Genomic DNA, 24395 nt, shown 5'->3' with positions numbered 1-24395 from the left:
TCAACGAAGACGATCTGAACCAGTACGCAGCTCGCTGGGTCAAGTCGCGCGGCGGCGATGTGTACGCGGTTGAGGACGGCGCGATTGCCTATACCGATCAGTTGTTGACGGCCACGCTTCCCGAGCGCATCAAGAGCAAGCTGTTTTTCGGCCCCGTAACGAAGCCGTGCCGGTCGAGGGCAGTTCGCGGCGTATTGATCGTTATTACGCGCGTTTTCCCAACCATCTACGTTCCGAGCTCATCGCGCGGGCGGTGGCCATTCCGGAATCCGAGCCTGGTTTCTTCGAAAGGCTTCGCTGGCCGAAAGATTTCATGCGCATGTTGGACGTCAATCCGGAAACGCTCTGGTTCGACGATCTCTTCCTCCTCGCCCACAGCAATAATTTCAAGGATGTGCCGGAATACCGGGCCGGGGTCCGCCATATTGTTGCACGGTTAGCCGGGCAGGGCCGGCAGGTGGCTGTCAATTATCATCCACGTGAACGCGATCCCGACTGGCTGGCGCTGCAGTCGCTCGGGGCGACTCTCATTCCACATGCCGTACCGTCGGAGTTCGTCCTCCTGTTCAGCCGGCGTCGCCTGGGCGCGGTTTATGGAGATATCGGTACGGCGCTCATCACAGCGAAATGGGTGTTGGAATCGGTGCCCATCGTCTCGTTGATGGAGACGCTCGACGTCGTCGATCCGGCCTTGCGCAGGCTTTTCGAAGTGCTCGGCATTGACGTTCGCTAGGTGTGTAAAGCCACCAGGTTGTTCAGGCCGAGGGTGCTGATGGGTGTGTGGTAGTGGAGACTGGCATGGGGGCGATGCCAGTTATAGTCATGCAGCCAGTGGGGCAGATGGGCGGCACGCTGATCGGCATTGTCATAGGCGCGAGCATAGGCCCATTCGTGCAGCGCGGTCTGGATCAGCCGCTCGGCTTTGCCGTTGGTGCGCGGCCGGTAGGGCCGTGTCCTCTTGTGTTTGAGCCCGAGTCGCCGACAGGCCTTGGCGAAGACAGCCGACTTGTAACAGCCGCCGTTATCGGTCAGCACGCGGTCGAATCGTACGCCCAGGTGCCGGTAATAGCGCAAAGCGGCTATCAGGGCGCGAACGGCACTCGGTCCCGTTTCATCCGGCCAGATTGTCGCGTGACTGACGCGGCTGTGATCGTCGATGGCCACGTGGACATGGTCCCAGCCTGCGCCGCGTGAACGTCCGGCTTGTCGATTGCCGGTCACGCGGTGACCGGGGCGCTCGAAGCGGCCGAGCTTCTTGATATCGAGATGCAGCAGATCGCCGGGTGCCTCGCGGGTATAGCGCTTGACCGGCGGCGCGGGATCCAGCGCGGACAGTCGGTTCAGGCCGGCTCGCTGAAGCACGCGTGCGATCGTGGTCACGGGCACGCCCAGTTCGCGACTGATCGCGCGATAGATACGCCGCTCACGCCGCAAGGCCACGATCCGCTGCCGGGTTGCCTCGGATAGCCGATGGGGGCAACGAGCCGGTCGCGAACTGCGTTCATACAAGCCGGACTGACCGTCATCGCGATATCGGGCCAGCCACTTGTAAGCGGTCCGCGCGCTCACGCCCATGGCCTGCGCCGCTTCGACCGGGCGCTGACCATGTTGAAGGATTCGACGGACCAACAGGTCTCGACCATGAACGGTCAAACGCGCATTCTTGTGGGTGTTCATCCGGGTCACTCCTGAAGCTTGAAGGATTCGACACCCATCAGTTTCAGGGCGGTCGGCTCGGATGAACAACCTACTGAAAGATCACAGCTAGGCACAGGCTGCTTCCCGGCTACGATCACGATCCCAGCCGTCGAGCTGCGCGTTGGCCGGGGGGGGCACAATCGTTGTCCGGCCGGTATTTCGTCGTGACGCGCGGTTTCTCGCCCGACCGCCGTACCTGGGCGCGATTTGCGTGCGATAGCGCCGGGAGACAAGAAGGCGAGAACGGGCGATTGGAGCCCAAACGAAAACAGCGCCCGAGAGGCGCTGTGAGTCGTTGATCTGGTGGGCGGTACTAGATTCGAACTAGTGACCCCTGCCGTGTGAATGCGTGGACGATATGAATCACAGTGAATTTCGAGAGCGTCTGGTGAACGAAAATATCTAGTAAATACAGGTAAGTTATAGGTTTCTGAGTTCTAGCTTGTGTATCCTCGTTCCCTGAAATATATTACGGCTGTTATTACGGCGTTCTTAGGTAACGAGTGCGACACAAACTGACCATCCGGTTTCTCAAGGAACTGAAGCCCGCTGAGAAGCCGATCGAGGTTTTCGACACAGAGCAGCGTGGTTTTTTCTTGCGCGTTCAGCCGACCGGTCTGATGACTTATTATGTGGCGTACCGTAATGGCGAAGGGCGCCAGCGCCGTTACCGAATCGGCCCGACCACTACGTTTTCGCCTGAGCAGGCTCGTGACATCGCGAAAGAGCGTCTGGGCGAAGTAATAAAAGGCAAAGACGTGCACGCTGAGCGTGCTGAGCGTCGGCGCACGGCCGAACAGGCACGAATCAAGACGCTCAAAATATTTCTTGATGAGCATTACGCGCCGTGGGTGGAACAGCATCATTCGCCGAATACGGCCACCGTGGCGCGTATTCGCGCAGCCTTCCCTGACTTGCTCGATGCGCCCATGTCGGAGCTGTCGACATGGCAGCTGGAAAAATGGCGGACGCATCGACGAAAGATTGGGCGCGCTGTCGGGACGATCAATCGTGATTTATCCGCGCTCAAGGGAGCGCTGTCCCGCGCAGCGGAGTGGGGCGTAATCGAGGCGAATCCCATTGCAGCAATTAAGCCACTCAAGACCGACAGGCTGCCGCAGCAGCGGTTTCTAGACGTGGATGAGGCGCGTCGCCTCCGTGCGGCGCTAGTGGCCCGTGACGAAGAAATTAAGCAGGCGCGGGAGCGGGCGAACACGTGGCGGCGCGAGCGAGGGTATCCTGAACGGGAGTCGCTACGCGGCGCCAGGTTCGCAGATCATCTGACGCCGCTCGTCTTGGTATCTCTTAATACCGGGATACGGCAAAGCGCAGCGTTCCGGCTACGATGGATGAATGTCGACCTAAAGGGACGTATGTTAACCATTCGTGGCGAGTTCGCCAAGAGCAGCCAAACACGACATATTCCGCTCAATGATGAGGCGACAGAAGCGTTGACCGCATGGCGGAATCAGACAGCCGGAAATGACCTGGTTTGGCCCGGACGCACAGGTGAGCCGTTGAATAATGTGAAGCGTGCGTGGGGACGCGTGCTGAAGGTGGCTCAGATTCGTGACTTTCGCTGGCACGACCTTCGGCATACATTTGCCAGTTGGCTGGTAATGCGTGGCGTGCCGCTAAATACGGTTCGCGACCTACTTGGTCATGGCGACATAAAAACGACGCTTCGCTATGCCCATCTGGCACCAGATCACCGCGCCGAAGCGGTTAGTTTGCTCGACCAGGATCCATTAGCGACAAAATCAGAAAGCTATAGTGAGTTGGACCCGGGGCCAGACGAAAGGGGCGGAAACAGATAGGCCGCTTAGCCTGTTTTCTACTCTACAGGAAACTTCATTCGGCTCTTCTATAGTGGAACTATGCTCGAACGTGGTTTATGGATGAGATTGAAACAGGCGTCTTATCCGGCTGGAATGCAATTGCCATTAGCCAACCAGCCCTGAAAAGATACGCCATGTAAAACGATACCCATGATTCGACGACGAGATCAGCAACCGAGACCGACAACCCACTTACAACCCTGCTGCGTGTTCCGGGCCCTCGTGACCGGTTCGATTAAACGTGACCGATTTGGGATGTGACCCGCACGGGCGATCACGCTGGTGGGAGATGTGGCCGGCAATCCTAGACAGCGGCGACTTGAGCAACGTCATGCCTACGACCAGGTCAACAACCGGTTCCCCGGCGAAGGGGCGATACGTATGGACACGCCGGCATCGGTCGCCGCTCGCGTTAGTGTCGCCTCGTTGTTGAGATGTGCCTGGCGTACGACAGGCCTGCGGGCAACTGCGGCCAAGCCCGTGTCCGGCGTTCACTCATCGGCCCTGCCGATCTCCCCAGCTATGAGCTGTCCGTAAGCGGATCGGTGTGCGTGTAGCCTGAAGACGGGCTGATTGTGTCTGTAACTTTCCAAGGTAGTGGGAAGATCTGCCGAGTAACACCGTGGGAAGGTGGTTCCAACTCACGAAAAACCGTACGGGAAGAGAAGAATCTCATGCGTCAGATGGCGGCCCGTGCGGTGGGTTCGAAGACGTCGGATGCCCGCCATCATCAGCCGATGACCCTGGGGTGACTCTGTCGCTCTATCGGAATTGGCTCTTATGGTACCACCGGAGTAGAGGCCGGCCCGGTCTCCCCGGATTGAGCTCGGGCGAGCTTACAGGGCTGGCACATGGACACTCCCGGTCATCAATAAGCGGGCCGTGCGCAGAATCCCCATTCGGCCAAGTTCGACTCCTTGGTCGGTCTCCGTGACTTCTGCCTCGACCATCAATGCGCCGGTCGGATGTTCCAGAGAACAAGCTTTGCGCGCGCCCGGCGGAATCGAGGCCCAATGGTGCGCGGGCGTGCCGGGCAGCAAACAGGCCGAAGCCACCGAGACCGCCCCAAGAACACCGATTGAGCTGTGCAAGGTGTGCGGAATCAGTGTCCGGGTGGCGATCATGCCGCCGGACTTCGGCGCCGAGACGAAAGTCAGTTTGGGTACGGTCGCCTCGCTCACGTCGCCCAGATTCATGCGCCGCCCGGCTTCCAGGCGTATGCGCTCGCAGCGCGCGCGCAGGGCCGATTCGTCGAAATCCTCAGCCGATTCATCGCCAGCGAGGCCAAGCGCCTCGGCAGCCATCACCACCACCGGCATGCCGTTGTCGATCAGCGTGCAGTTCACGCCGTCGATCTCGTCAACCGCGTTGCCGGTGGGCAGCAGAGCGCCGCAGTTGGCGCCGGCGGTGTCGACGAAGAACTGCCGGATCGGCGCATGCGAGCCGGGAACACCGTCGATTTCGGCCTCACCGGTGTAGGTCACATCACCACCCGGTGTCTGGACGATCACCTCGGCCAAGCTGTCCGAATTGACCATGTAAACGCGAACCGTGGTCTCGCCGTCAGCGGCTTCCACCAGCCCCTGCTCGATCGCGAATGGCGCCACGCCGGCCAGGATGTTGCCACAGTTCTGCTGGTCCGAGACGATCGGCTGATCGGGCACCACCTGCAGAAACAGATACTCCACATCGGCCTCGTCACGTTCGGAGGACCGAACCACGGCGACCTTGCTGGTCAGCGGGTGACCACCGCCCATGCCGTCGATCTCGCGAGCGTCGGGCGAACCCATCGCGGCGAGTAGTATCCGGTCACGCTCTGCGGCATTCGCCGGCAGATCGTCGGCGAGGAAGTACAGCCCCTTTGACGTGCCGCCACGCATGACACTGCAGGGAATCGCGCGTTGCCTCGTCATACCGATCTCCTAGAGGCTTTCGTCGTCGGCCCAATCGAGCGGTCCGTCGACATATTCCAGGCCTTTTCCGGCCAAGCGTTCGCGCATGCCGTAGACGTCCAGGCCGAGTTCGCCGGCCTGAAAGCGCTGGCGGTTGCGATCCTCTTTCTCCAGCCGCTGGCGCCCAGCCTCGACCACCGTCTCGGCACGCTGGCGTGGCACGATGACCACCCCGTCGACGTCCGCAACCATTACGTCGCCGGGCACCACGCGCTGGCCGGCACAGACCACTGGTACGTTCACCGAGCCCACGGTTTCCTTGATGGTGCCCTGCGCGTGGATGGCGCGGGACCAGACCGGAAACTCCATGGCGGTGAGATCGGCGACATCGCGTACGCCGACGTTGCTGATCAAGCCACGGCAGCCGTGCTCGGCCAGCGAAGTCGCCAGCAGTTCACCGAAATAGCCGTCGGTGCTCGGCGAGGTTGAAGCCAGCACCAGGACGTCGCCCGGCTGGATCAGCTCGACGGCGACGTGCAGCATCCAGTTGTCGCCGGGTGCGGCGAGCACGGTAACCGCACTGCCGGCGACCCGGGCCTCGGGATAGATCGGGCGAATGTCGGGCGTCAGCAGCCCGCTGCGGCCCTGGGCCTCGTGGACCGTGGCGACCCCCTGCTTGCCCAGTTCGTCAATGACGGCCTGCGGTGCGCGCCGGATGTTCTTGACAGCTTTCTTCATCATCATAGGAACGCCTCGGTCACCAGCGGGAAGACCCGTTCGTAGGCCTCGGCATAGGTGATCTGCTTGCCGGAATTGCGCTTGGCCTGCGCGCCACGCTGCAGAGCCACGCGGGTGTAGTACTCCCAGAGATGCTCCTGAGCGGCCATGGTCTCGAAGGCGCGATACTTTTTCTCCCAGACCGAATCAATGTTGAGAAACACCTGCGGCTTCCAGTTGCACTGCTCCGGTTGGTGCGGCTCGAACAGGAACACACCGGGCGCGCCGATGACCTCGGCCTCCGGATTGTGACCGTGCGCTTGGGCGATCACCCGGGCTTCCTGGGCCACATGGGTGGCCAGCGGATGATCGAAGTTGTACGGATCCTGGCGCGAATGGCTCAGAATGAACTCGGGACGCTTGGCCTGAATCAGATCGGCGAGCTGATAGAGCGCGTCGTCGGATACGCGCAGCGGATAATCGCCAAGATCGAGGAACTGGATCTCGGCACCGAGAATAGCTGCCGCTTCCTCGGCTTCGGCCCGGCGCGACGCCTTGACCTGATCCATGGTCATGCCGGACTGGCGCCAGAGCTTGGCCGATTCGCCGCGCTCGCCGTACGACAGGCACACGACCGTCATGTCGTAGCCTTTCTCGGCGTACAGGGCGATCGCGCCGCCGGCACGCCAGACGAAATCCGCGGCATGGGCGCTGACTACTAGACCTGAAGGCATACGGGTCTCCTCAATCGTTCCAGTAAAGACGGGTCGGGTTGTCCACGAGCAGCGCCCGGCGCTGTTCTGCTCGTGGCGCGACATCGGCAATTAGATCGACCAGCGCGCCGTCGTCTGGGATCGGCGGCCGGATGTTCGGGTGCGGAAAATCCGTGCCCCAGAGCACTCGCTCGGGGATTAGCTCGACGAGATGCCGAGCGAACGGCGTAGCATCCGCATAGGGTGGGCCTTCGCGGGTGAGGCGCTCGCAACCACTGACCTTGACCCAGAATTTGTCGTCGGCCGCCACCAGCGCGGCGAGTTCGGTGAACGCGACCTGGTCCAAGCCCAGCGAAGCGTCGGGTCGACCCATGTGATCGATCACGATCGTGATCGGCAACTCGCGCAGGAAATCGGTAAGTGCGGCGAGCCGATCGCTGTCGAAATGCACGACGATGTGCCAGCCCAGTGGCGCAATCCGCGCTACGATGGCCCGCACGCTGTCGAACTGCGCATCGTTACCCAAGTGCGAAACGAAATTGAAGCGCACGCCGCGCACGCCCGCGGCATGCAGGCGCGCCAGTTCAGCGTCGTTGATCTCGGGTCCGACCATGGCGATGCCGCGATAGCGGCCCTCGCCGGCCGCCAGCGCATCCACGAGCGCGGCGTTGTCGGTGCCATGGCAGCTCGCCTGCACGATCACGCCGCGCGCAAGCCTTAGTTGGCGATGCAGCTCAAACAGCGTGTCCCGGGGCGCATCAATCGGGGTGTAGCTCCGCTGTGGCGCGTAAGCAAACATATACCCGGGGCCGAAGACATGACAGTGCGCGTCGCAAGCATCGGCTGGCAAATCCAGACGCGGATGGCTCGGATTCGTGAGAAAAGTCTGCCGAATCGCCGGACTTCCATCCAACCTATCGGGATTAGGTTTCATGACCGAAGCATTCCCACCGTTGCCATAACCAGTTGCTCAAGGGCCTCTTTCATATCGTTGCCATCCGCTTCACCTTGTGACAGCCGATTAATTCGATCCGGGTCGATCAGCGTGTAATAAAGCGCGCCAAGCAAGAAGTGGCATCGCCATACAATCGTCGGGCGAGCCAGAGCCGGCAGGCAGCGGCCAATTGCATCGATCAATGCATGACTGGTTTCGTCGAAGATCGTAGCGATAACGTCCCGGACGGCTTCATTACCCTCCGCTGACATCTTGGCGCGCAGCCGAGCGAAACGGGCGCCTCCGCCGACTAGATCCGCATTCGAAGAAAGGGCTGGCAGCACCCAAGCCCGCACGATCGCTTCCAGACGTTGATCAATATCCTTAATGCGCTCGGCTTCGCGCAGCAGCTCTGCGCGGCGTTCATTCATCGGTCCGCAGTTTCGCCGATAGATGGAGAGCAGCAAGCCCTCCTTCGACTCGAAATGGTAGGTAATGCTGCCGACCTGGGTATCGGCGGCCTTAGCGATGTCGCGCATCGAAACACCACGAAAGCCGCTTTGAGAGAACAACGCCTCCCCCGCTCGCATGATCTGATCTCGAGTGTCTTTGCCAGCCGCCATTCACAAGCCCTCGTTGATGAGTTGATAGTACAATAAATTAATACGATCGTACAATTTTTTTGTAGACTTAATCCGATTAGCGTGACAGAAATGGCTGATCGATGCTTCAGTCTCCGGCGTCTCACTCAGGCCGGCGACATGAGTACACCCGGTAATTCTGTCGGGAAGTTATCTAGCAGACCAGGTTGAGCGGGGCCTTGTTCAAGGCTTGTCATGGCTCTGGGCCCCGCGCCGCTCGCACCGAGATGCGGATCACGCAGTCTTTACCACATAAAATAGGAGAACAGCATGGCGACACAGGGTAACGTCCGAACGATCGGGCAATGGGATAGACGCTACGAGATCAAAGCCGTGATCATATTGGCACTCGGCTTTGGACTCGTAGGCTTGGACCGTTGGATAATCGCACCGCTGTTTCCGGCCATGGCCCAGGATCTGGGACTGGGCTACGAAGATCTCGGTCTTATCATCGGTGTACTGGGAGTCGCGTGGGGAGTTTTCTCCACTATTGCCGGGGCGGTTTCCGACCGCGTCGGCCGCCGACGTATCCTCATACCGTCCTTGCTGTGCTTCTCCCTGCTGTCGTGCTTCTCTGGGCTGGCTACTGGCTTGGTGAGCCTGCTTTTCATACGCATCGTGATGGGCGCTACCGAAGGGGCTTTTTGTCCAGCGAGCGTAGCGGCGACTGGCGAGGCATCGCACCCCAAGCGGCGCGGCCTTAACCAAGGCCTGCAGTTGAGCATGTTCGCGCTACTCGGCTTGGGCCTGGCTCCGATCATTGCCACGCAGCTGCTGACGGTCGTGCCCTCCTGGCGCTGGGTATTCGTTATTTCTGCAATTCCTGGGCTGATACTTTCTGTATTTGCCTATTTCGTTATTCGCGAACCCGAACACATTCGACAGGCGGAACCGCAGAATGATTCATCACGACCGCGGTGGAGCGAAATACTACGCAGCCGCAACGTGCTGCTCGGCATGTCGGGCATGCTATGCAACATGGCCTGTATCTTCGTGATCTCGGCCATGGTGCCGAACTACCTGACCGATTATCTGGGGCTCGCCTCCACTCACATGGGGTTTGTGCTGTCCGCCTTGGGGATCGGCGGTTTCTTTGGCGAATTCATGGTTCCGGCTGCCTCCGACCATATCGGCCGCCGTCCGACCGCTATCCTGGCGTTTCTCATCGCACTCGTCGCGCTCTGGGGATTCTCGCAACTCGGCGCATCGCCTTGGCTGCTGTTTCTCCTGCTGCTACCGGTTGCGTTTTGTTGCTTCGGCATCCTGGCGTTGTTCACGGGACCAGTAGCGACAGAGGCCGTGCAGATTGGCCTAGTATCCTCGGCCATCGGCATTGTCTCGGGTGCTGGCGAGATTTTCGGCGGCGGTATCGCCCCGTTCGTGGCCGGCACCATCGCCGCGCATTTCGGCATCCAGGATGTGCTCTACCTCCCGATGGCAAGTCTCGCCGTGGGTGTGGTGATTTCCCTGTTTCTGCGCGAAACTGCGCCGCGGCGCGTGAACCATGCTGCCATGGCCCCAATGGAAACTTAGACTGACAGTCAGTCCGCCACGGACCTGTCTTGCCCAGCTTATATGGTATGCCCGGCCGGCCGCTCTTGGCTGAGCAAATCCTTGCTCAGCTTGCTCACAGGAAGTGAAGCGAGAGTGCCGACGGCCGACCAACCAGGAGTAGCGAGGGCAAAGCTGCGAGCCGATGAGCCCGTATCGGATTACAAGATAATTCCGAGCAAGCGGTAAAACCGCGATCACTCCACCACGGTTACCACGTCGCCAAATATGCGCCGTGCTATTCGGCGAAGTTTAAATATCGTTTTAAAGGCCGCTATAACCTGCCATTCATTCTGTCCTGATTATGGCCGCCGCGGCGATGACAAAAAAATTGGTCCAAGCGCCAACTTGTCTCTAAAGATACATATTAGACTAAATGATTACATATAAATTTGTACAAACGTATAAAAAAACAATACAGTTAATTTGCTGTGGCGCCCGTGCCACAACGCCTAACCAATCAGATGGTCATCTGCCAAGCGCAGTGATCACGACGAGTAGTTCTCAGACGCAGCCGGTTAGGGGCCCGCGGTTCGGGTAGACCTACTTCGATGGTCGCGGCCATTGAACCGCGCGTTTTTCAACGGAGGGAGGCAGAATTTATGTGGGTGTATACAGATATGCGGATTGGAAAGAAGACCGCGTTGATATCGTTAGCTTTGGTTGGTGGCATGCTGGCCGGTATGAGTGTCGCGCCACGAGCCCATGCGACTGAAGATGGCCAGACGCACTACCCGGTGGGGGTGAACACGCTCGGCGATGGCTACATGCCGATGCCCGGCACGCTCGAATTCCGCAACTACACGGTGGGCCACTGGAGCCATACCCTCGCGAATAGCTCTGGCAACGAATCGGTGCCGGGGTTCTCCAATTCCGGGGCTGTTGATGCGATGCGCGTCCTGTACACCTTCGCCCAGCCCATCGGACCGTTCCACTACGCAATGGGCGGCGTATTGGAGTTTTCCTACAACCATCTCGACGTCGGCTCGGAATCCGACGAAGCCACTAACCTCGGCGATCTGGACTTCCAGAACTATCTCTCCTACCACACGCCCGACAAAAAAATGTTTCTCTATTTCGGCGTCGATACCTATTTGCCGACCGGGCGCTATAACAAGAGCGATCTGGTGAATCCCGGCAAGAATTATTGGTCATTCGATCCCAGTATCAATGTGACTTATCACGTCAGTGACAAACTCGCCCTCAACGGCGCGGTCTACGGTGAGTTCAATACCGAAAATAGCGCCACGGACTATCAATCGGGCGATTCCGTGGATCTGGACTACGGCGTGAATTACCGACCCTTCGTACACCAGTCGACCGACCATTTCGTTCAACATCTGGGCTTTGGCATCGGTGGCTATTACTTAAAACAGTTCACTGACGACCAGATCAACGGCCACAGCGTGGCGCCGGACGGTCATCGGGCGCAGGCCGTAGGCGTCGGCCCACAGGTGATCTATTACACCCAGTTTGGCGGCCTTGCCCTGAAGTACCAGCATGACCTGGCAGTCGAAAACCGAGCCGCATCGGATACGGTCTGGCTGCAGTTCGCAATCCCCGTATGGGGCAGCTTCCGGCGCGTCGAGCACAACTAGCGCTAGTGAAGAGAGGCCGCCACAGCTGCTCGACTGTGGCGGCAGCATATTCGATGCAGCTCGCTACAGCCCTCAAGCACATTGGAGACGGTTTATGGCCGAAAGCATGACGACAGCCCCCAGCCAAGCGCGACACGACGAGCCCTGCTACGACATCGCCCATCTGGCGCATGTCGAGATACTGACTCCGACGCTCAAAGACAGTGTTCAGTTCTTCGTCAACGTGGTCGGGCTGACCGAAACCGAACGGGCCGGCGACTCAGTCTATCTGCGTGGCTGGGACGACTACGAGCACCACACCCTCAAACTGACCGCCGCCGATGCGCCCGGCATCGCCCACTATGCGTTTCGAACCACCAGCCAGCCCGCGCTGGAGCGCCGCATCGCGGCCCTCGAAGCCCACGGTGTGGCCTATGAATGGACCAACGGTGACCGCGGCCACGGCCCGGCCGTACGTTTCCAGGATCCGGACGGCCACCAGGTCGAGCTCTACTACGAAACCGAGTGGTATCAGCCGCCTAGCGACAAGCGACCAGCGCTGAAGAATCAGGCCCAGGCTTTTCCCGCCCGCGGTGCCAATGCCCGGCGGCTCGACCATCTCAACCTGCTCGCCAAGGATATCCCGGCGAGCCGGCGCTTCATGCAGGACGTGCTCGGTGCACGCCTGACCGAGCAGATCGTGTTCGAGGACGGCTCGGAAAAAGCCGTCTGGTTCAGTGTGAACAACAAGAGCTACGACTTGGCGATCGCCGAGGACCACAGCGGCGCCAACGCCCGCCTGCATCACGTGACCTATGCGGTCGACTCGCGCGAGGACGTGCTCAAGGCCGCCGATATCTGCCTGGACAGCGGCATTGAGATCGAAACCGGGCCGCACAAGCATGCGATCCAGCAGACGTTCTTCCTATATGTCTTCGAGCCTGGCGGCAACCGCTTTGAATTCTGCAATGCCGGAGCCCGTTTGATTCTGGCGCCGGACTGGCAGACCATCGTCTGGTCCGAGGAAGAACGCAAAAAAGGCCAGGCCTGGGGGCTGCCGACCATCGAATCGTTCCATACCTACGGCACGCCGCCGGTGGACGACACATGACCGTGCGGCCCGGCAACTCCTCGGCTGGCGAGAAATCGAACTACACGCGGCGTGCCTTGTCCGAAGGTGTTCAGGCCGGCCAAAGTCAGGTTCCCGGAGCGCGATAGCACGCCAGCCATCGACGGGCGGCGTTAGGGGAAAGGCGCCGACCTCGGTTGCCGCTCGGGTCAGTGGGACCGCATCGTTGCGGCATGGATAGCACGGCAAGCCGGCGGGCGACTGTGGTCCCGCTCGTGTCCGGCGTTTGATCGTCAGCCCAGCCGATCTTCCTGCGCTATTGGTGTCTGTAAGCCGATCGGTGTGTGTGTACAGCCTGAGGACGGCCTGATCGTCTCCAATCGGCGGGGCAGGGCCGTATACTGTAGATGGCCGCTATAACGCCGATCCGGCTAAGCGCCGGGATCGAGAAATACCGACGAGCCGCCCGGGGAGGCCACTGATGACAACACGACAAGCAGGCCTGTTGGCGATCGACACGCTGGCATTGGCAGACGAACTCATCACGGCCGGCATGCCCGAAGACGATGCGAAGGCTTTGGCGCGGGCGTACCGCGATATCAGCCGCGACGACCCGTTCGCGCGTGATCCCGCCTGGATCATGAACCGGTTGACCGCGGCCTGTCTGACGCCGGCGGTGGCGCGGGTGGTGACCCGGCAATTCCAGAAGACGGGCGCGCTTCTCGAGAAAGCGGGCGCGAGCGCGCCGTGACAGCGGGAGCATGAAACAACACGTCGAGCAGCCATAGTCGGTCAGCCGAGCCTTGGGTCATGACGGCAGGGCATAGGAGACGCCCGACGCTGGCGGCCTCGGCTGCCGTACTCCTTTCTAATAAATGCGTTTGCATCGTCCTGGCCCAAGCCTGACCGTCGGATTCAATACCAGAACGTGTCCGGCTTCGATTCTCGAGAAGGGCCGGCCTCAACGAAGCGTGGGTGGTTCACTTTTTTGCCACGCCCGCAGCGGTCCAATGGTCTGGCGGCGTTCCTCGGCCTGCGCCGTCGGCACCGTCAGCTCGCGCTGCAGGGTGTCGACCTTCTCGGCATCGGCCTTGTGCGCCTGCCGCGTGTCGTCGACCTGTCGTGCTAACCGGCTCTACCCGGGCCTCGGCGCTCTCGCGCTCATGTGTCTAGCCCGCCTGCAGACGCCGGCTCTCGTGTTCGCGCTCAGCCCGGGTGCGGCGTGCGTGTTGCGTTGTCGTCGCAATGCCGCGGCCATCGCTAAGCACGCTGCAGCCAGTTCGTGCTCGAAATCACGGGCCTCGGCTATGTGCAGAGCCCCCGACAGGCGCTTGCATTGACTGGATAACTCATTAACTTCGACGAATAGTTCCTGTGTCGACTCTTGTCATCAGCCTCTCGTGTCGGCTGAACTCGCCTTGCGCACCGGTCCAAATTCCGGGGCCACTTCAGTCGACGCGTCTATACCGTCGTGTGCCCCTGCCGGGTATGGCTCATTTTTGATCGATATCGATGGAGTCGACGATTTATTCTTCATTTTGCGATACTGTAATAATATACAGTACGATCGGCGCATGCCGCCGAATCCCGGACAATCGCCGCCCGATCGCTACTGGCCCTTATCAGAGGATCTCCGCTTGCACGAGTGGCGTGTTGATGCGTGCGAAAGTGAGCGCCGGATGCGGCTCGAGAAAAAGGTCGACGGGGCCTGGCGTAATGCGGGGCCCTATGTATCGGGCCGCAGCACCGTACAACTGATGGGTGCCCTGGTTCGCGCCTATCGCGATATCGCGGATCGTATCGAGGCGCGCTATCGCCACCCGGATCTCCAGGCGATCGAGGAGGGGTGTCCGCTGTGTGGCTCACGCAACCCGCGCATGGTGCGCGTGGGTGACTCGTTCGATTTCGATTGTGCGGGTTGTCGCCATGACGCCAAGATGGCGAGCTACAAGGTGAAGGTTTTTAGCGGTCGCGATGCGTAACGTCGCCGCGCGTTTATGATGGAGGCAGACACTCATTAAGTATCCTGAGACGGTATGTGTGGACGATACGGTCGGTATAGTGCGGCGGACGTCTTCGCGAAAATCGTCGATGCCGAGATCTCCGACCGGCTCGACGATGACGTGCGCTACAACCGTCCGCCCGACACGCTCCAGGCTGTTATGCTCCAGAACCCGGATAGCGGTGCGTTGACGCTCGGCCCGGCTTGGTGGGGCTTCATTCCGAACTGGGCGACGGATACGAAGCGCTCGCCGATCAATGCGCGCTCGGAGACGGCGAACCGCAACAAGCTGTTCGGGAAGGTGTTCAAACATCAACGCTGTCTTGTACCGGCTGACTACTGGATCGAGTGGCAGAAGCAGGGCGACACGAAGCAGCCGTACGTGATCCGGCCGAAGGACGGGCAGCCCTTCTTCTTCGCAGGGCTGTGGTCGAAAGCCTCACATCTCCCCGAACACCATCCGGCCGCCGGCCAGGTGACGTTCGCGATCCTCACGGGGCCGCCGAACGATGACATCGACTATATCCATGATCGGCAGCCCCAGGCCTTGACCGCCGAGGGCGCCCGCCACTGGCTCGATCCGGATTGCGATATCGACCAGACCAAAGAGGTCCTCGCAAATGAACGCTACGCGAGCTATCGGGCGTGGCCGATCGGAAAGAGGGTGGGTAACCCGGCAAACGACGGCCCGGAGATCGTCGAGCCCCTGAGCGCGTAAACCCACGTTCGCGCCGCCTTGTATGCGGCAAGCCGAGCGTATCCGGCGGCCGCGGTCTCACCGGCAAGCCCCAAGCTCAGTGGATTGCGCAGATCAGCCCGCCACGACGAAATTCGGCGACGTAACCGCTGCTCAGGCGGGATACCGGCGTCCCCATCAAGCGATCGGTACGGCCGATGCGCGACGCCGCCGGGCCGGCGTGGTCGAGACGATCGAACTGACTCGGGCGTGCAGTGCGTTAAGCCCGCCGCCGATTGCTTCTGACCGATGAGGGATTCTGCGACGTGGCGGAAACACGCATCGGCTACGTCCGGATCTCGAACCCGGATCAGAACCTCGACCCTGATCCGGACGCTAACCGGGGAGGCATGGCGGTCGAGCGGGCCAAAGGGAAACTTCGGGGCAAGCGCCCCAAGCTGTCGATCAAGCAGCAGAAAGAACTACTCCGGATGTATGACACCGGCGAGCGTTCGATCCTTGATCTCAGCGAGTTGTTCGCGCTCTCCCGGCCAACGGTCTATTGCGCGCTTGCTCGGGTACCAGAGGCGAAACGGACCCATGAGCGCTGATCTATATTGATCAGACTCGTGGCGCGGCTCGGGCCGAGAATACGCTGGTAGTCTGGAAACTCGACCGGATCGCCCGGGCGTTCACCGACAACATCGACACGACGACCGCGGCCGAGTGAGGCAGTGCTGCGGCGCCCACCGGCAAACGACTCCCCCTAACAGCCGCCGGAATTGGGCGGTGTTTTGATCACCCTCCCTATCGGGCTATTCTGTATTATCCTCGATTTAATACAAATATGGCCCGATAGGGAGGCAATATGCCCAGAAGCACAGTGACATATGCCGAGGTGAAGGCGACAGCCGATGCGTTGTCCGCCGACGGCAAACTGCCGATAGTGGCCAGGGTGCTTGATCGCGCCGGCTTGCCTCCCGGCACATCAACCATCGTTCACCGCCATCTAAAGACTTGGCGAGACGCGCAGCCCCCGGTCGAGCGGCCCGCGCCTCGGTCATCCGATGATCTGTCGGCCGCCGCCCAGGAAGCCCCCGACGAGTCCGCCGAGGGAGGCGACGCGATCGAGATTGAGCGGCTGGCGCGCGAGTTGGATGGTGTCCAGCAGCGAATATCCGAGCTGGAGACCTCACTGGGCGAGGCGCGCAACCGCACCGTAGCTGCCCAGGTGACCGCGCTGGAGGCGCTCCTTGAAGCCCGGGACCACACAATCGCGGCGCTCCGGAGCGACCTGAGGGCCGTCCGTGCTGAGCGCGACGAGGCACGCCAGGCTTTGGGGGAGGCAAAGGAGCCGCGGGAGGCGCGTTAAGGAGTCGAGGCCGCACGTGACGTCGGGCGGCTCGCCCACTATGGGCGACTCGGGCTGTCTTTCTCGATGCCGGCGCGCGGCCGGATCCCCGTTATGGCTGTCGTCCGCAGCAGAAGGCAGGCACTTCACGCGGCAATGCCGACGCGGCGTTCGATGCGTTACTCACGAGTTATCGGTTCTCCGGTCCGCGAGCCGGTCCGCTCTGAAGAACAGGGCGCTCGCGATCAGCAGGCCGAGACCGCCGCTGGCGATGATCACGGTCGCGTGACCGTGCCCGAGGGCGACGCTGATATAGCCGGCGATGAAGCTGAAGCCGTGGGCGAGAAAACGCAGGCTGCGCGGGCTCTTCATTATCGGGTCTCCTTGTGGCGGGATGAGTCGCGTGCCAGATTGACCGGCAGCCCGGAGCCGCCCGACCCTGGAAGGGCGGGCGGATCCGGACGATCGGGGCTCCGCGTCAGCGACGTCGTTTCCGGTGGTCGGCGATCGTGTGCTCGGGAATGCAGCGCAGTTGCTGCAAGTCATGGCCCTTCGGCTCGAAGCGTTCGCGGTACCAGCCGGCGCGGGCCCAGGCTTCGATCTCGCGTCGTTGATGGTGGGGGTGCAACGCGAGATCCAGCGCAATGAAGGGAAGCTGGGACAGATACGGGCTTTCGGTGAAGGTATGGCCCAGGGCGATGAACAGGGCGACCGTGCCGGCGCCGGCGGTCAGATCACTGCATGTAACAAACAGGGCGGCGCCGGCGACCAGGATCAGGACCCGGGGTCCGTATTCGATGTGGTCCTGCAGTCGCTCGTTCAGCGATTTCGGATGGTCGGCAAGGTGTGGCGCGGTGGCGCCGATCGGGTTGGTGTCTCGCATGGCAGATAGTCCGGTGGGGTTTGCAACGCGCCCGCGGTAGCGGGCGAATGGCACGGCCCCGGATGATTCAGGGCCGCTCTCGGGGCTGCCGTGACGGAAGATCATCACGCTTGGGATTTTTTTATCATGGGGTCGCGATCACGCAAGCCGGGGTCATGTGCGCGTGTCAGCGCGGCCCCGGGTATCGATTGGCGCCGAGCGTTCAGCCCGCCGCCTGCGCCTAGCCGGTGACGTGCAGCGTCGCATCAGCGCAAGGGCCGGCGTTCTTCCGCTCAGTCGACCCGGTGTCTATATTATTATCGGTGCCCGTACCGTCATTGATGCGCTGATCGAGAAGGCCGGGTGATCGCGGGCATGGCCCATCAGCGGTCGGAGCGCGATATATTGGGGCCAGCCGCGGTGCGGGGGGCTGTCGGCTTGACGAGTCTCAGGGTCGACCAGTGGAGGGACCGATGACCGATGCGATCATTCTCGCCGTTCTCGTAGAAGCGTTTCTTCTATTCATGGCGTTTAACTCCGACCGCCTGCGTCGCAAGGATCGTGAGAACGAAGAAGAACAGCGCGGGCGAGAATCCGCCACAGCGGTCAAGGCCGTGTTTCGGATGAGCCGGCGATGGCAACTCTCGGACGACGAACTGGCCACCCTGCTGGGTGGACTGCCGGTGGCCCGGGTCCAACATTGGCGGGATCAACTGGCCGCTTCCGAGGGTGTGGATGCTGAACTTACGCCCGATCAAATCTACCGCGTCCGTTACCTGCTTGGCATCGACACCACCTTGCACCGCCTGTTTTCCGATGAGGCGCAGGCGGATCGTTGGATCAAGCGTCCCCATACCGCACCGGGTTTCGAGGGCCGCTCGGCGCTCGAGGTCATGCGGCGAGGCTATATCGACGACTTGTGTTTTGTTCGCCGCTATTTGGACGACGTATGCCAGCCCTGATGGCGCTCGGGAAGATGACGACAGAGCGTGGCGCAAGACGCACCGGTAATCGCCGGGCCCATGCCAGTCGCGACGACAGCGGCGCGACTAAACCGGGGAGGGTGTTGTCGGACAGCAAAGCCGGGCCGGCCGCGGCGGATCCCGTATTTGATCCGGGGACGGACTGGACGACTTGTCCTGTTCGTGCTCGAGTCTGCGCTTCCTTTTGGCCCGGATATCGTCGGATGTCGTGATCGCGAAGAGTGCGATGAACATAACGGCGAAGCAAAGCGCGGGGTTCAACCCGCGAGAGGCGATGCAAAGCCCGGCCGGGTCACGGATTGCACCCCGCGGGTGCGGGCAACAAAACGAGGGTTTGTTTACCCATCGTTGTCGGCCTCCGGCCGCGTTGAGAAGAGCGGCCTGATCCGTTGAATATCGTTGGTTAAATTGACTCGGGCAATCAAAGAGCGTCGTTTGCGAGTTTCTGTACTGATGCTCCCCCGGGTTTCCCTCTAAGGTCCCCTCATGAAAATCGGCTACGCGCACGTATCGACGCTCGAACAGAATCTCGACCTTCAGCGGGATGCGCTGACCGAAGCTGGCTGCGAGAAAGTGTTCGTCGACACGATCTCCGGTTCAGTTGCCGCGCGACCCGGATTGGAGAAGGTCAAGGAGCAGCTGCGCGCAGGTGACACCCTGGTGGTCTGGCGGCTCGACCGACTGGGTCGATCGCTCAAGGATCTCACTGCCTGGGTCGGTTATCTGGAAGAACAGCAGGCGGGCCTATGGAGCTTGCACGAAGCCATCGATACCGCGACGCCCGCCGGCAAGCTCATGTTCCATCTGTTTGGGGCGATCGCCGAATTCGAGCGCAATCTCGTGCGTGAGCGCACGCAGGCGGGATTGACGGCAGCCCGGAGTCGCCCGGGCGCCGCCCGTGCTCGATCAAGACAAGCGGGCATTGGCGGTCAAGCTCTGCCACGAAAAACAACTGTCGATCGCCAGAATCTGCACGATGATGGGTATTTCCAAGCCAACGCTTTACGCCTATGTGAAGGCGGCGCAGCAAACGACCGCCTGACAAGGCCCCCATTTGCTGATCCCACTCCGCGCGACTGACAAATCAGCTATGGCCCGCAGAGCGGGCCGTAGCTGATACCGTGTGCCTGCCGCATGCAGTTCGTCGCGGGTCATGCACATGAGCGTTTTTCAATCGGTCTACGGAATGACCCGGCGTGCCTTGAGCCCGTCGATGGCTGCCAGAATGGATACCGACGAGTCCATGCGCTCGGTGAAGCCGGCCTGATAGATCTTATTGGTATCCGAGACCACGTCGGTCTCGGTGTTGAAGATGAAATCGCCGAAGCCCCAGCCGACCAATTTGTGGAGATCGGGTTCGACCAGATCATGCCGATCGGCAAGTTCACGCCAGAGGTCGGCCTTGTCGGCCATGTGCTCGCTGAGAGTGAGCGGGACCGGATGCGCGAATGTCATGCCCAGATGCTTCGCCACATCCTCGAAGATCCGTTCCCAGCGGAAGGTATCCACGTTGGTCACGTTATAGGCCTCGCCGCCTGGGGCTTCATTTGCCGCCCACAGGCTGGCTCGGGCCAGCAGCCGCGAATCGCAGGCCTGGACCATCTGCGAGTACGCTTGGTCCGTACCCGGAAAACGCAGCGGAATACCCAGCGCGCGGGAAATCTCGGCATACACACCGATCACCAGAGCAATGTTCATCGGGTTGCCGTAGACATCGCCGACCACCACGTCCGGGCGCAGCGCGACATAATCCCAGGCGGCTTTTTCGGCGCGTTGTTTCAGCTGGGCCTCCTGCGCCTGGTAGATATTGGGCGGCATGTGCGGCGGATCGGATTCGCGCGCGGGCGTGCGCACCTTCGCGCCCAGATGAATGCCGTAGATCTTGAAACCCTGATAGATGACCACGCGCGATAACGGCGCGCCGACAGCGTCCAGGCCATCCAGAAGATTGCCCAGCATGCGCCCGTTGCGCTCGGCCTCGACGGCGAGATCGTCGTCCGGGTTGAGCGCGGCATAGAACAGATGGGTGGTGTCGGCGGCGTCTTTCAGGGCGTCGCGGGTCGCCGCGGGATCGGTGAGATCGGCCGTGACGGTGTCGAAATCGGGCACGGCACGGCGGCCCTGGGCGCGCACGCGCCAACCCTGGTCGGCAAGTTCGCGCGCGGTGGCATCGCCGATGATGCCGCCTGCGCCAGCCACGAGGGCGGTGGGTTGATCGAAACTCATGAAGCAGTCCTTGTTCGAAGTAGATCGTGAATGAAAGTTCGGTGCCGGCAGCTGGTCGCCCGCCTAGGCATGGGGATTGTTCGCGAGCCCGCCGGGGCTGCACGCGACCAGTTCGATCAGAATCCCGGTTGGTGTGAACGTGAACAGCCGTTGTTCGCCAAGTTCCGGCAGGTCCTGCGGTGAATACTGCAGGCCCATGGCCTCAAGCCGGTCGCGAGTGGCGGCATAGTCGTCGACGATAAAAGCCGTGTGGTCGATGGTTTCGGCATCGCGCTCGGCTGCGCCGCCGGGGCCGGAGATCAGATGCACGATCGGGCGGTCGCCGGCATACAGCCAGTAGCCGGGGAAACCGAAATCCGGCCGATAGCCGACGGTCAAGTCGAGCAGGGCGATGAAGAAATCGCGCGTCGCCTTGAGCGCGTCCGTACGCAGGGTGACGTGGTCGAGCGCAACCATCAGGGGATGGTCACCGCGTCACCTGACTCGGCGCTGCGACGGGCCATCGCCTCGCCGATGCCCCGAACCCGGATTTGTGCCAGCGATGCCATGAACGGCGCCTGCTTGTATTGATGGCCGAGGCGCCGACAGTAAGTCTTGCGCCGCGTGGCGTGAAGAGCCCGCGCAAGCAATGTAATGTTGCATCAAACACAAAGACGAGATCGCGGTGGCCGACGCTGGCAAGGAAATGCGGACCTTCGTCCAGATCGGGGCATCGGGCAGTCTGGCGGCCGCGGCTCGTGCGCTGGGGTTGTCAACCGCGGTGGTGAGCCGGCGGCTGTCGGCCCTGGAACGCCGATTGAACACGCGGCTCGTGCATCGCACCACGCGCCGTCTGTCGTTGACCGATGAAGGCGCCCGTTACCTGCATCGCTGTGAACAGATTCTGGCCGATATCGAGGCCGCCGACGCCGAAGCCATGGGCGAAACACGCCGCGCAGCAGGTCGGCTCCGGATCACCACCACGGTGGCCTTCGCCGACCGGCTCGCACCGTTGCTCGAACGTCTTGCGGCGATGCATCCCGAGTTGGCAATCCATCTGCATGCCGGCGATGCCCGCGTGAACTTGACCGAGGAGGGCATCGATGTCGCCGTGCGATTCGGCGCGCTCGCCGATTCCAATCTGATCGCGCGCCGCCTGGCGCCGAACCGACGCGTGATCTGTGGTGCGCCGGCCTATCTGGCGCGCTACGGACACCCGCGAACCATCGACGAGCTGGCACAGCACGAATGCATCGTCATGGGCGATCCGCCGCGCAACGAATGGTCGTTCGCCGACGGCCGCTCGGTACGTGTGGGAGGTCGACTCTCCTGCAACGACGGGCGCACCGCGCATCGCTGGGCCACCGCCGGCGCCGGGCTGGTGTGCAAGTCGATCTGGGACGTGGCCGAGGATATCGCGGCCGGGCGCTTGGCCACGGTGCTCGACGACTGCCCCATGCCGGGTGCCGATATCCACGCCATTTATGCCCATCGCCGCTATCTGGCCCCGCGTGTTCGCCTGTGCCTGGATTTCCTGCAGGGCGAACTCGAGTCGCTGGCGCGAACGCTGGGTATCGAGCCGGCATAATAAGCGCCCGACCGGTGAGTCATTCGCCTGTCATGACCGACGCCGTGCCCGCCGATCCCGATGCTGACCTGCGCTGGATGCGCGGCGCGATCGGTCTGGCCGCGGAGGGTGCGGTAGTTGGCGAAGTGCCGGTCGGTACGGTGGTCGTGCGGGGCGATGTCGAACTTGGCCGTGGCCGCAACGGCCGGATCGCAGCCAGCGATGCGACCGCGCACGCGGAGATGGTGGCGATCGGCGCGGCCTGCGCCGCGGCGGGGAATTACCGGTTGTCCTGCGCCACCCTGTACAGCACGCTAGAGCCCTGTGTCATGTGTGCCGGCGCAATCGTCCATGCCCGTAGCGCCGCGTCGATGTCCGGAGTCTGCATATTCCTTCCGCTCGGTTTTCGTTGACTCGGGTCGCAGGTTGCTCGTTGGTGGCGCCGGGTGGCTAAAAAACCGGCGTCTGTGGGAAGGCAGTCAGCAGACGACAGCGGTGCGACTCGGATACGCTGGCGCAAGGGCAATTCTGTGAAGGTCAGGGATGAACCTATCTCTCGTTGTTTGACGACATTGAACCGCCCCGGGTTTACCGGAGACTCGTGGGTTTGATTGCGTTAAGCGTGACATAGGAAGCGGTATAGGCGCAGCGCTCAGGGGGGCAGGGTGCGAGGCCAAGTATTTTTCCGTTACGTCGATTATTTGATTTAGCGTCACGTCGCAAGGCCCGCATGAGCGAGCCTTTCCTCGATTAATTGTGCAGCTTTCCGTAAGGTGTCGGCGAAGCGCGAGACGTAGGATATGGGCTCTTGTGACATGGTTTGAGCCAATCATCCGGTCAGAGCGTACAGGCCAAGGGGTGGTTCGGGCGTTGCGCTTTGCCGGATTTTGAGTTTGAAGTATTCGGTATCGAGCAGTCCGCGAGCGCGTTTACGGATCAACCCGATCGCGACGTGGCCGCCTTCGAGTCGGGCGGTGGTGATGGGGTGGGCCGCGTAGTTGCAGATCCCGGTGCGATGCCGCTGTAGCATCGCCACGAAGCGTTTCATGGGGGCCAGCCCGGTGGCCTCGGCCAAGGCACACCAGGCATCCAGGCGCTGGCCCATGACGGTGAAGCTCGCTGGGGCGTGCCACAGTTGCTGGAGCTGTTCTTTCAAGGCATAGACTGCGTTGAGCGGGCCATTGACGGCGAGCAACCGATCGAGTCGCGCGGCCTGGCTATCGCTCAAGCGTTCGGCGTTTTTGAGCAGCAGATAACGGCTGCCAACCAAGACCTGCTTGTCGGCGTGGGTTGCCCGCTTGAACTCGGTTCGGCGGACGGTATCGATCACCTTCGAATACTGCTGCATGACATGGAAGCGATCGAAGACGATGGCGGCGTTCGGCAACGCCTCGGCCACCGCCTGTTCAAAGGGCTTCCACATATCCATGGCTACGGCCTCGATGCCCTGGGCAACGGGCTCATCGAGCTGATCGAAAAACGCCGTCAGGCCGGCCTTGCGACGGCCCTCGGTGACCCATACCAGATCGCCGGACTCGAGGTCGTAGACGATGGTCAGATAATCATGGCCCTTGGCGCGGGCGACCTCGTCGACGCCCAGATGCCGCAGGCCGGTCAGTGCGCCAGGATCCAGAGCCGGCAGATCACGCGTCAACGCCCGTTCGTCCATAGCCTTGACCGTACGCCACGCCAGGCCGGTGTAAGCCGCGACGGCGGCGATGCTGATATGCCGAGCCAGTTGGCTGACAAACCGCGCATAGCGGCGTGTGAAGCCATGGCCGGGCTCGACGAACGACAGCCGTTCCATACGGCGATCCGTCGCCCCGATCTTGAGCTGACAGTACGCGATCGAGAGCGTCACTGAGCGGCCCCAGATCGGCAGATCCTGAACCTCGCGACGCAGCCGTCGATTGACGGTGCCTCGTGCGCCGCTCCGGTGATCCACCGGCACGAAGCGGCGATCGCGGTCGCAGTGAAACACCAGCGTGCCACGAGCTTCGTCCCACGCCACGCCCTTGACGCACTGCCCGCGCAGACCAACAATCCAACTTGGGATGGTTGCCGCCATCTACAAACCCCTTCTGTATTTGTGTAGGAGCTTGTATTGAAACGGATTTGT

The 24395-nt window shown here is 61.6% G+C and carries 24 protein-coding genes and 2 pseudogenes; 15 read left to right on the top strand and 11 right to left on the bottom strand.

The window, feature by feature from the left end:
• The first annotated feature begins 166 nt into the window (after nt 1–166).
• Entirely contained in the window at nt 167–733 is a 567-nt protein-coding gene (locus SALB1_RS00335) for a hypothetical protein (RefSeq protein WP_109992040.1), read from the top strand.
• Here SALB1_RS00335 and SALB1_RS00330 read toward each other — a convergent pair.
• The gene (locus tag SALB1_RS00330) at nt 730–1677 is read right to left on the bottom strand and encodes an IS481 family transposase (RefSeq protein ID WP_109992039.1); all 948 of its coding nucleotides are present in this window, start codon (nt 1675–1677) and stop codon (nt 730–732) included. The two genes, SALB1_RS00335 and SALB1_RS00330, sit on opposite strands and share 4 nt — an antisense overlap.
• A 524-nt stretch (nt 1678–2201) precedes the next feature.
• Between SALB1_RS00330 and SALB1_RS00325 the strand changes: the two genes are divergently transcribed.
• A complete protein-coding gene (locus tag SALB1_RS00325) occupies nt 2202–3515 on the top strand; it encodes a tyrosine-type recombinase/integrase (protein ID WP_109992038.1) in 1314 nt (437 codons plus the stop codon).
• An 857-nt stretch (nt 3516–4372) separates the two neighbouring features.
• Here SALB1_RS00325 and SALB1_RS00320 read toward each other — a convergent pair.
• Genes SALB1_RS00320 through SALB1_RS00300 form a run of 5 tightly spaced genes read right to left on the bottom strand, consistent with a single transcriptional unit; the run spans nt 4373 to nt 8415 of the window.
• On the bottom strand, nt 4373–5449 hold the full coding sequence (locus SALB1_RS00320) for a 4-oxalomesaconate tautomerase (RefSeq protein WP_109992037.1): 1077 nt from the start codon (nt 5447–5449) through the stop codon (nt 4373–4375).
• Nucleotides 5450–5458: 9 nt separating this feature from the next.
• Nucleotides 5459–6166: a 4-carboxy-4-hydroxy-2-oxoadipate aldolase/oxaloacetate decarboxylase gene (locus tag SALB1_RS00315; protein WP_109995196.1), complete on the bottom strand. Its 708-nt coding sequence runs from the start codon at nt 6164–6166 to the stop codon at nt 5459–5461.
• Nucleotides 6167–6168: 2 nt separating this feature from the next.
• Nucleotides 6169–6879 (bottom strand): PIG-L deacetylase family protein, encoded by a 711-nt coding sequence (locus SALB1_RS00310; protein WP_109992036.1) that lies wholly within the window; start codon nt 6877–6879, stop codon nt 6169–6171.
• 10 nt (nt 6880–6889) lie between these two features.
• Nucleotides 6890–7792 (bottom strand): amidohydrolase family protein, encoded by a 903-nt coding sequence (locus SALB1_RS00305; protein ID WP_109992035.1) that lies wholly within the window; start codon nt 7790–7792, stop codon nt 6890–6892.
• Complete coding sequence (locus SALB1_RS00300) at nt 7789–8415, bottom strand: TetR/AcrR family transcriptional regulator (RefSeq protein ID WP_109992034.1); 627 nt, start codon at nt 8413–8415, stop codon at nt 7789–7791. Before SALB1_RS00300 ends, SALB1_RS00305 begins: the two co-directional genes overlap by 4 nt.
• Before the next feature lie 288 nt (nt 8416–8703).
• On the opposite strand from SALB1_RS00300, the gene SALB1_RS00295 reads away from it, so the two are divergent.
• From SALB1_RS00295 to SALB1_RS00260, 9 genes and pseudogenes are all read left to right on the top strand, one after another.
• The gene (locus tag SALB1_RS00295; RefSeq protein WP_109992033.1) at nt 8704–9966 is read left to right on the top strand and encodes an MFS transporter; all 1263 of its coding nucleotides are present in this window, start codon (nt 8704–8706) and stop codon (nt 9964–9966) included.
• A 569-nt stretch (nt 9967–10535) separates the two neighbouring features.
• Nucleotides 10536–11582: a transporter gene (locus tag SALB1_RS00290; RefSeq protein WP_109992032.1), complete on the top strand. Its 1047-nt coding sequence runs from the start codon at nt 10536–10538 to the stop codon at nt 11580–11582.
• A gap of 94 nt (nt 11583–11676) precedes the next feature.
• Nucleotides 11677–12672: a catechol 2,3-dioxygenase gene (locus SALB1_RS00285; RefSeq protein WP_222843046.1), complete on the top strand. Its 996-nt coding sequence runs from the start codon at nt 11677–11679 to the stop codon at nt 12670–12672.
• Between the two features lie 463 nt (nt 12673–13135).
• Nucleotides 13136–13381: a hypothetical protein gene (locus SALB1_RS00280; protein ID WP_145961201.1), complete on the top strand. Its 246-nt coding sequence runs from the start codon at nt 13136–13138 to the stop codon at nt 13379–13381.
• Between the two features lie 177 nt (nt 13382–13558).
• On the top strand, nt 13559–13759 hold the full coding sequence (locus tag SALB1_RS18920; protein ID WP_179950693.1) for a hypothetical protein: 201 nt from the start codon (nt 13559–13561) through the stop codon (nt 13757–13759).
• 370 nt (nt 13760–14129) lie between these two features.
• Entirely contained in the window at nt 14130–14612 is a 483-nt protein-coding gene (locus SALB1_RS00275; protein ID WP_199678610.1) for a hypothetical protein, read from the top strand.
• Between the two features lie 54 nt (nt 14613–14666).
• Nucleotides 14667–15350: an SOS response-associated peptidase gene (locus SALB1_RS00270; RefSeq protein WP_109992030.1), complete on the top strand. Its 684-nt coding sequence runs from the start codon at nt 14667–14669 to the stop codon at nt 15348–15350.
• A gap of 359 nt (nt 15351–15709) precedes the next feature.
• Nucleotides 15710–15919 (top strand): annotated as a pseudogene (locus tag SALB1_RS19380) (recombinase family protein); the annotation flags it as partial.
• A gap of 257 nt (nt 15920–16176) precedes the next feature.
• Nucleotides 16177–16680, top strand: a complete 504-nt coding sequence (locus SALB1_RS00260; RefSeq protein WP_109992029.1) for a DNA-binding protein — start codon at nt 16177–16179, stop codon at nt 16678–16680.
• Nucleotides 16681–16842: 162 nt separating this feature from the next.
• Here SALB1_RS00260 and SALB1_RS00255 read toward each other — a convergent pair whose 3' ends face one another.
• Nucleotides 16843–17031, bottom strand: coding sequence for a hypothetical protein (locus SALB1_RS00255; RefSeq protein WP_109992028.1), 189 nt, complete (start codon nt 17029–17031; stop codon nt 16843–16845).
• 106 nt (nt 17032–17137) lie between these two features.
• On the bottom strand, nt 17138–17542 hold the full coding sequence (locus SALB1_RS00250) for a hypothetical protein (RefSeq protein ID WP_109992027.1): 405 nt from the start codon (nt 17540–17542) through the stop codon (nt 17138–17140).
• 452 nt (nt 17543–17994) lie between these two features.
• On the opposite strand from SALB1_RS00250, the gene SALB1_RS00245 reads away from it, so the two are divergent.
• A complete protein-coding gene (locus SALB1_RS00245; RefSeq protein WP_109992026.1) occupies nt 17995–18483 on the top strand; it encodes an antitoxin Xre/MbcA/ParS toxin-binding domain-containing protein in 489 nt (162 codons plus the stop codon).
• A 507-nt stretch (nt 18484–18990) separates the two neighbouring features.
• Nucleotides 18991–19546 (top strand): annotated as a pseudogene (locus SALB1_RS19780) (recombinase family protein).
• A 137-nt stretch (nt 19547–19683) separates the two neighbouring features.
• On the opposite strand, the gene SALB1_RS00235 reads toward SALB1_RS19780, so the two are convergent.
• Nucleotides 19684–20730, bottom strand: a complete 1047-nt coding sequence (locus SALB1_RS00235; protein WP_109992025.1) for an SDR family oxidoreductase — start codon at nt 20728–20730, stop codon at nt 19684–19686.
• Between the two features lie 63 nt (nt 20731–20793).
• Nucleotides 20794–21186, bottom strand: a complete 393-nt coding sequence (locus tag SALB1_RS00230) for a VOC family protein (RefSeq protein WP_109992024.1) — start codon at nt 21184–21186, stop codon at nt 20794–20796.
• Nucleotides 21187–21394: 208 nt separating this feature from the next.
• On the opposite strand from SALB1_RS00230, the gene SALB1_RS00225 reads away from it, so the two are divergent.
• Both SALB1_RS00225 and SALB1_RS00220 read left to right on the top strand, forming a co-directional pair.
• Nucleotides 21395–22297, top strand: a complete 903-nt coding sequence (locus tag SALB1_RS00225; protein ID WP_199678608.1) for a LysR family transcriptional regulator — start codon at nt 21395–21397, stop codon at nt 22295–22297.
• 32 nt (nt 22298–22329) lie between these two features.
• Nucleotides 22330–22689, top strand: a complete 360-nt coding sequence (locus SALB1_RS00220) for a nucleoside deaminase (protein ID WP_109992023.1) — start codon at nt 22330–22332, stop codon at nt 22687–22689.
• A gap of 416 nt (nt 22690–23105) precedes the next feature.
• Here the strand turns inward: SALB1_RS00220 and SALB1_RS00215 are convergent, their stop codons facing one another.
• Complete coding sequence (locus tag SALB1_RS00215) at nt 23106–24344, bottom strand: ISL3 family transposase (RefSeq protein ID WP_199678594.1); 1239 nt, start codon at nt 24342–24344, stop codon at nt 23106–23108.
• Nucleotides 24345–24395: the final 51 nt, after the last annotated feature.

Origin of the sequence: Salinisphaera sp. LB1, from assembly GCF_003177035.1 — a bacterium.
Lineage (GTDB): Bacteria > Pseudomonadota > Gammaproteobacteria > Nevskiales > Salinisphaeraceae > Salinisphaera.
This window is presented reverse-complemented; position numbering and strand designations above follow the sequence as displayed.

What these genes read in the sequence shown, in the direction of transcription:
- SALB1_RS00260 (WP_109992029.1), top strand. Translation starts at nt 16,177, where the DNA reads ATGCCCAGAAGCACAGTGACATATGCCGAGGTGAAGGCGACAGCCGAT.
- SALB1_RS00330 (WP_109992039.1), bottom strand. Translation starts at nt 1,677, where the DNA reads ATGAACACCCACAAGAATGCGCGTTTGACCGTTCATGGTCGAGACCTG.
- SALB1_RS00320 (WP_109992037.1), bottom strand. Translation starts at nt 5,449, where the DNA reads ATGACGAGGCAACGCGCGATTCCCTGCAGTGTCATGCGTGGCGGCACG.
- SALB1_RS00315 (WP_109995196.1), bottom strand. Translation starts at nt 6,166, where the DNA reads ATGAAGAAAGCTGTCAAGAACATCCGGCGCGCACCGCAGGCCGTCATT.
- SALB1_RS00255 (WP_109992028.1), bottom strand. Translation starts at nt 17,031, where the DNA reads ATGAAGAGCCCGCGCAGCCTGCGTTTTCTCGCCCACGGCTTCAGCTTC.
- SALB1_RS00295 (WP_109992033.1), top strand. Translation starts at nt 8,704, where the DNA reads ATGGCGACACAGGGTAACGTCCGAACGATCGGGCAATGGGATAGACGC.
- SALB1_RS00310 (WP_109992036.1), bottom strand. Translation starts at nt 6,879, where the DNA reads ATGCCTTCAGGTCTAGTAGTCAGCGCCCATGCCGCGGATTTCGTCTGG.
- SALB1_RS00215 (WP_199678594.1), bottom strand. Translation starts at nt 24,344, where the DNA reads ATGGCGGCAACCATCCCAAGTTGGATTGTTGGTCTGCGCGGGCAGTGC.
- SALB1_RS00290 (WP_109992032.1), top strand. Translation starts at nt 10,536, where the DNA reads ATGGTCGCGGCCATTGAACCGCGCGTTTTTCAACGGAGGGAGGCAGAA.
- SALB1_RS00250 (WP_109992027.1), bottom strand. Translation starts at nt 17,542, where the DNA reads ATGCGAGACACCAACCCGATCGGCGCCACCGCGCCACACCTTGCCGAC.
- SALB1_RS00220 (WP_109992023.1), top strand. Translation starts at nt 22,330, where the DNA reads ATGACCGACGCCGTGCCCGCCGATCCCGATGCTGACCTGCGCTGGATG.
- SALB1_RS00300 (WP_109992034.1), bottom strand. Translation starts at nt 8,415, where the DNA reads ATGGCGGCTGGCAAAGACACTCGAGATCAGATCATGCGAGCGGGGGAG.
- SALB1_RS00230 (WP_109992024.1), bottom strand. Translation starts at nt 21,186, where the DNA reads ATGGTTGCGCTCGACCACGTCACCCTGCGTACGGACGCGCTCAAGGCG.
- SALB1_RS00235 (WP_109992025.1), bottom strand. Translation starts at nt 20,730, where the DNA reads ATGAGTTTCGATCAACCCACCGCCCTCGTGGCTGGCGCAGGCGGCATC.
- SALB1_RS00305 (WP_109992035.1), bottom strand. Translation starts at nt 7,792, where the DNA reads ATGAAACCTAATCCCGATAGGTTGGATGGAAGTCCGGCGATTCGGCAG.
- SALB1_RS00245 (WP_109992026.1), top strand. Translation starts at nt 17,995, where the DNA reads ATGACCGATGCGATCATTCTCGCCGTTCTCGTAGAAGCGTTTCTTCTA.
- SALB1_RS00285 (WP_222843046.1), top strand. Translation starts at nt 11,677, where the DNA reads ATGGCCGAAAGCATGACGACAGCCCCCAGCCAAGCGCGACACGACGAG.
- SALB1_RS00270 (WP_109992030.1), top strand. Translation starts at nt 14,667, where the DNA reads ATGTGTGGACGATACGGTCGGTATAGTGCGGCGGACGTCTTCGCGAAA.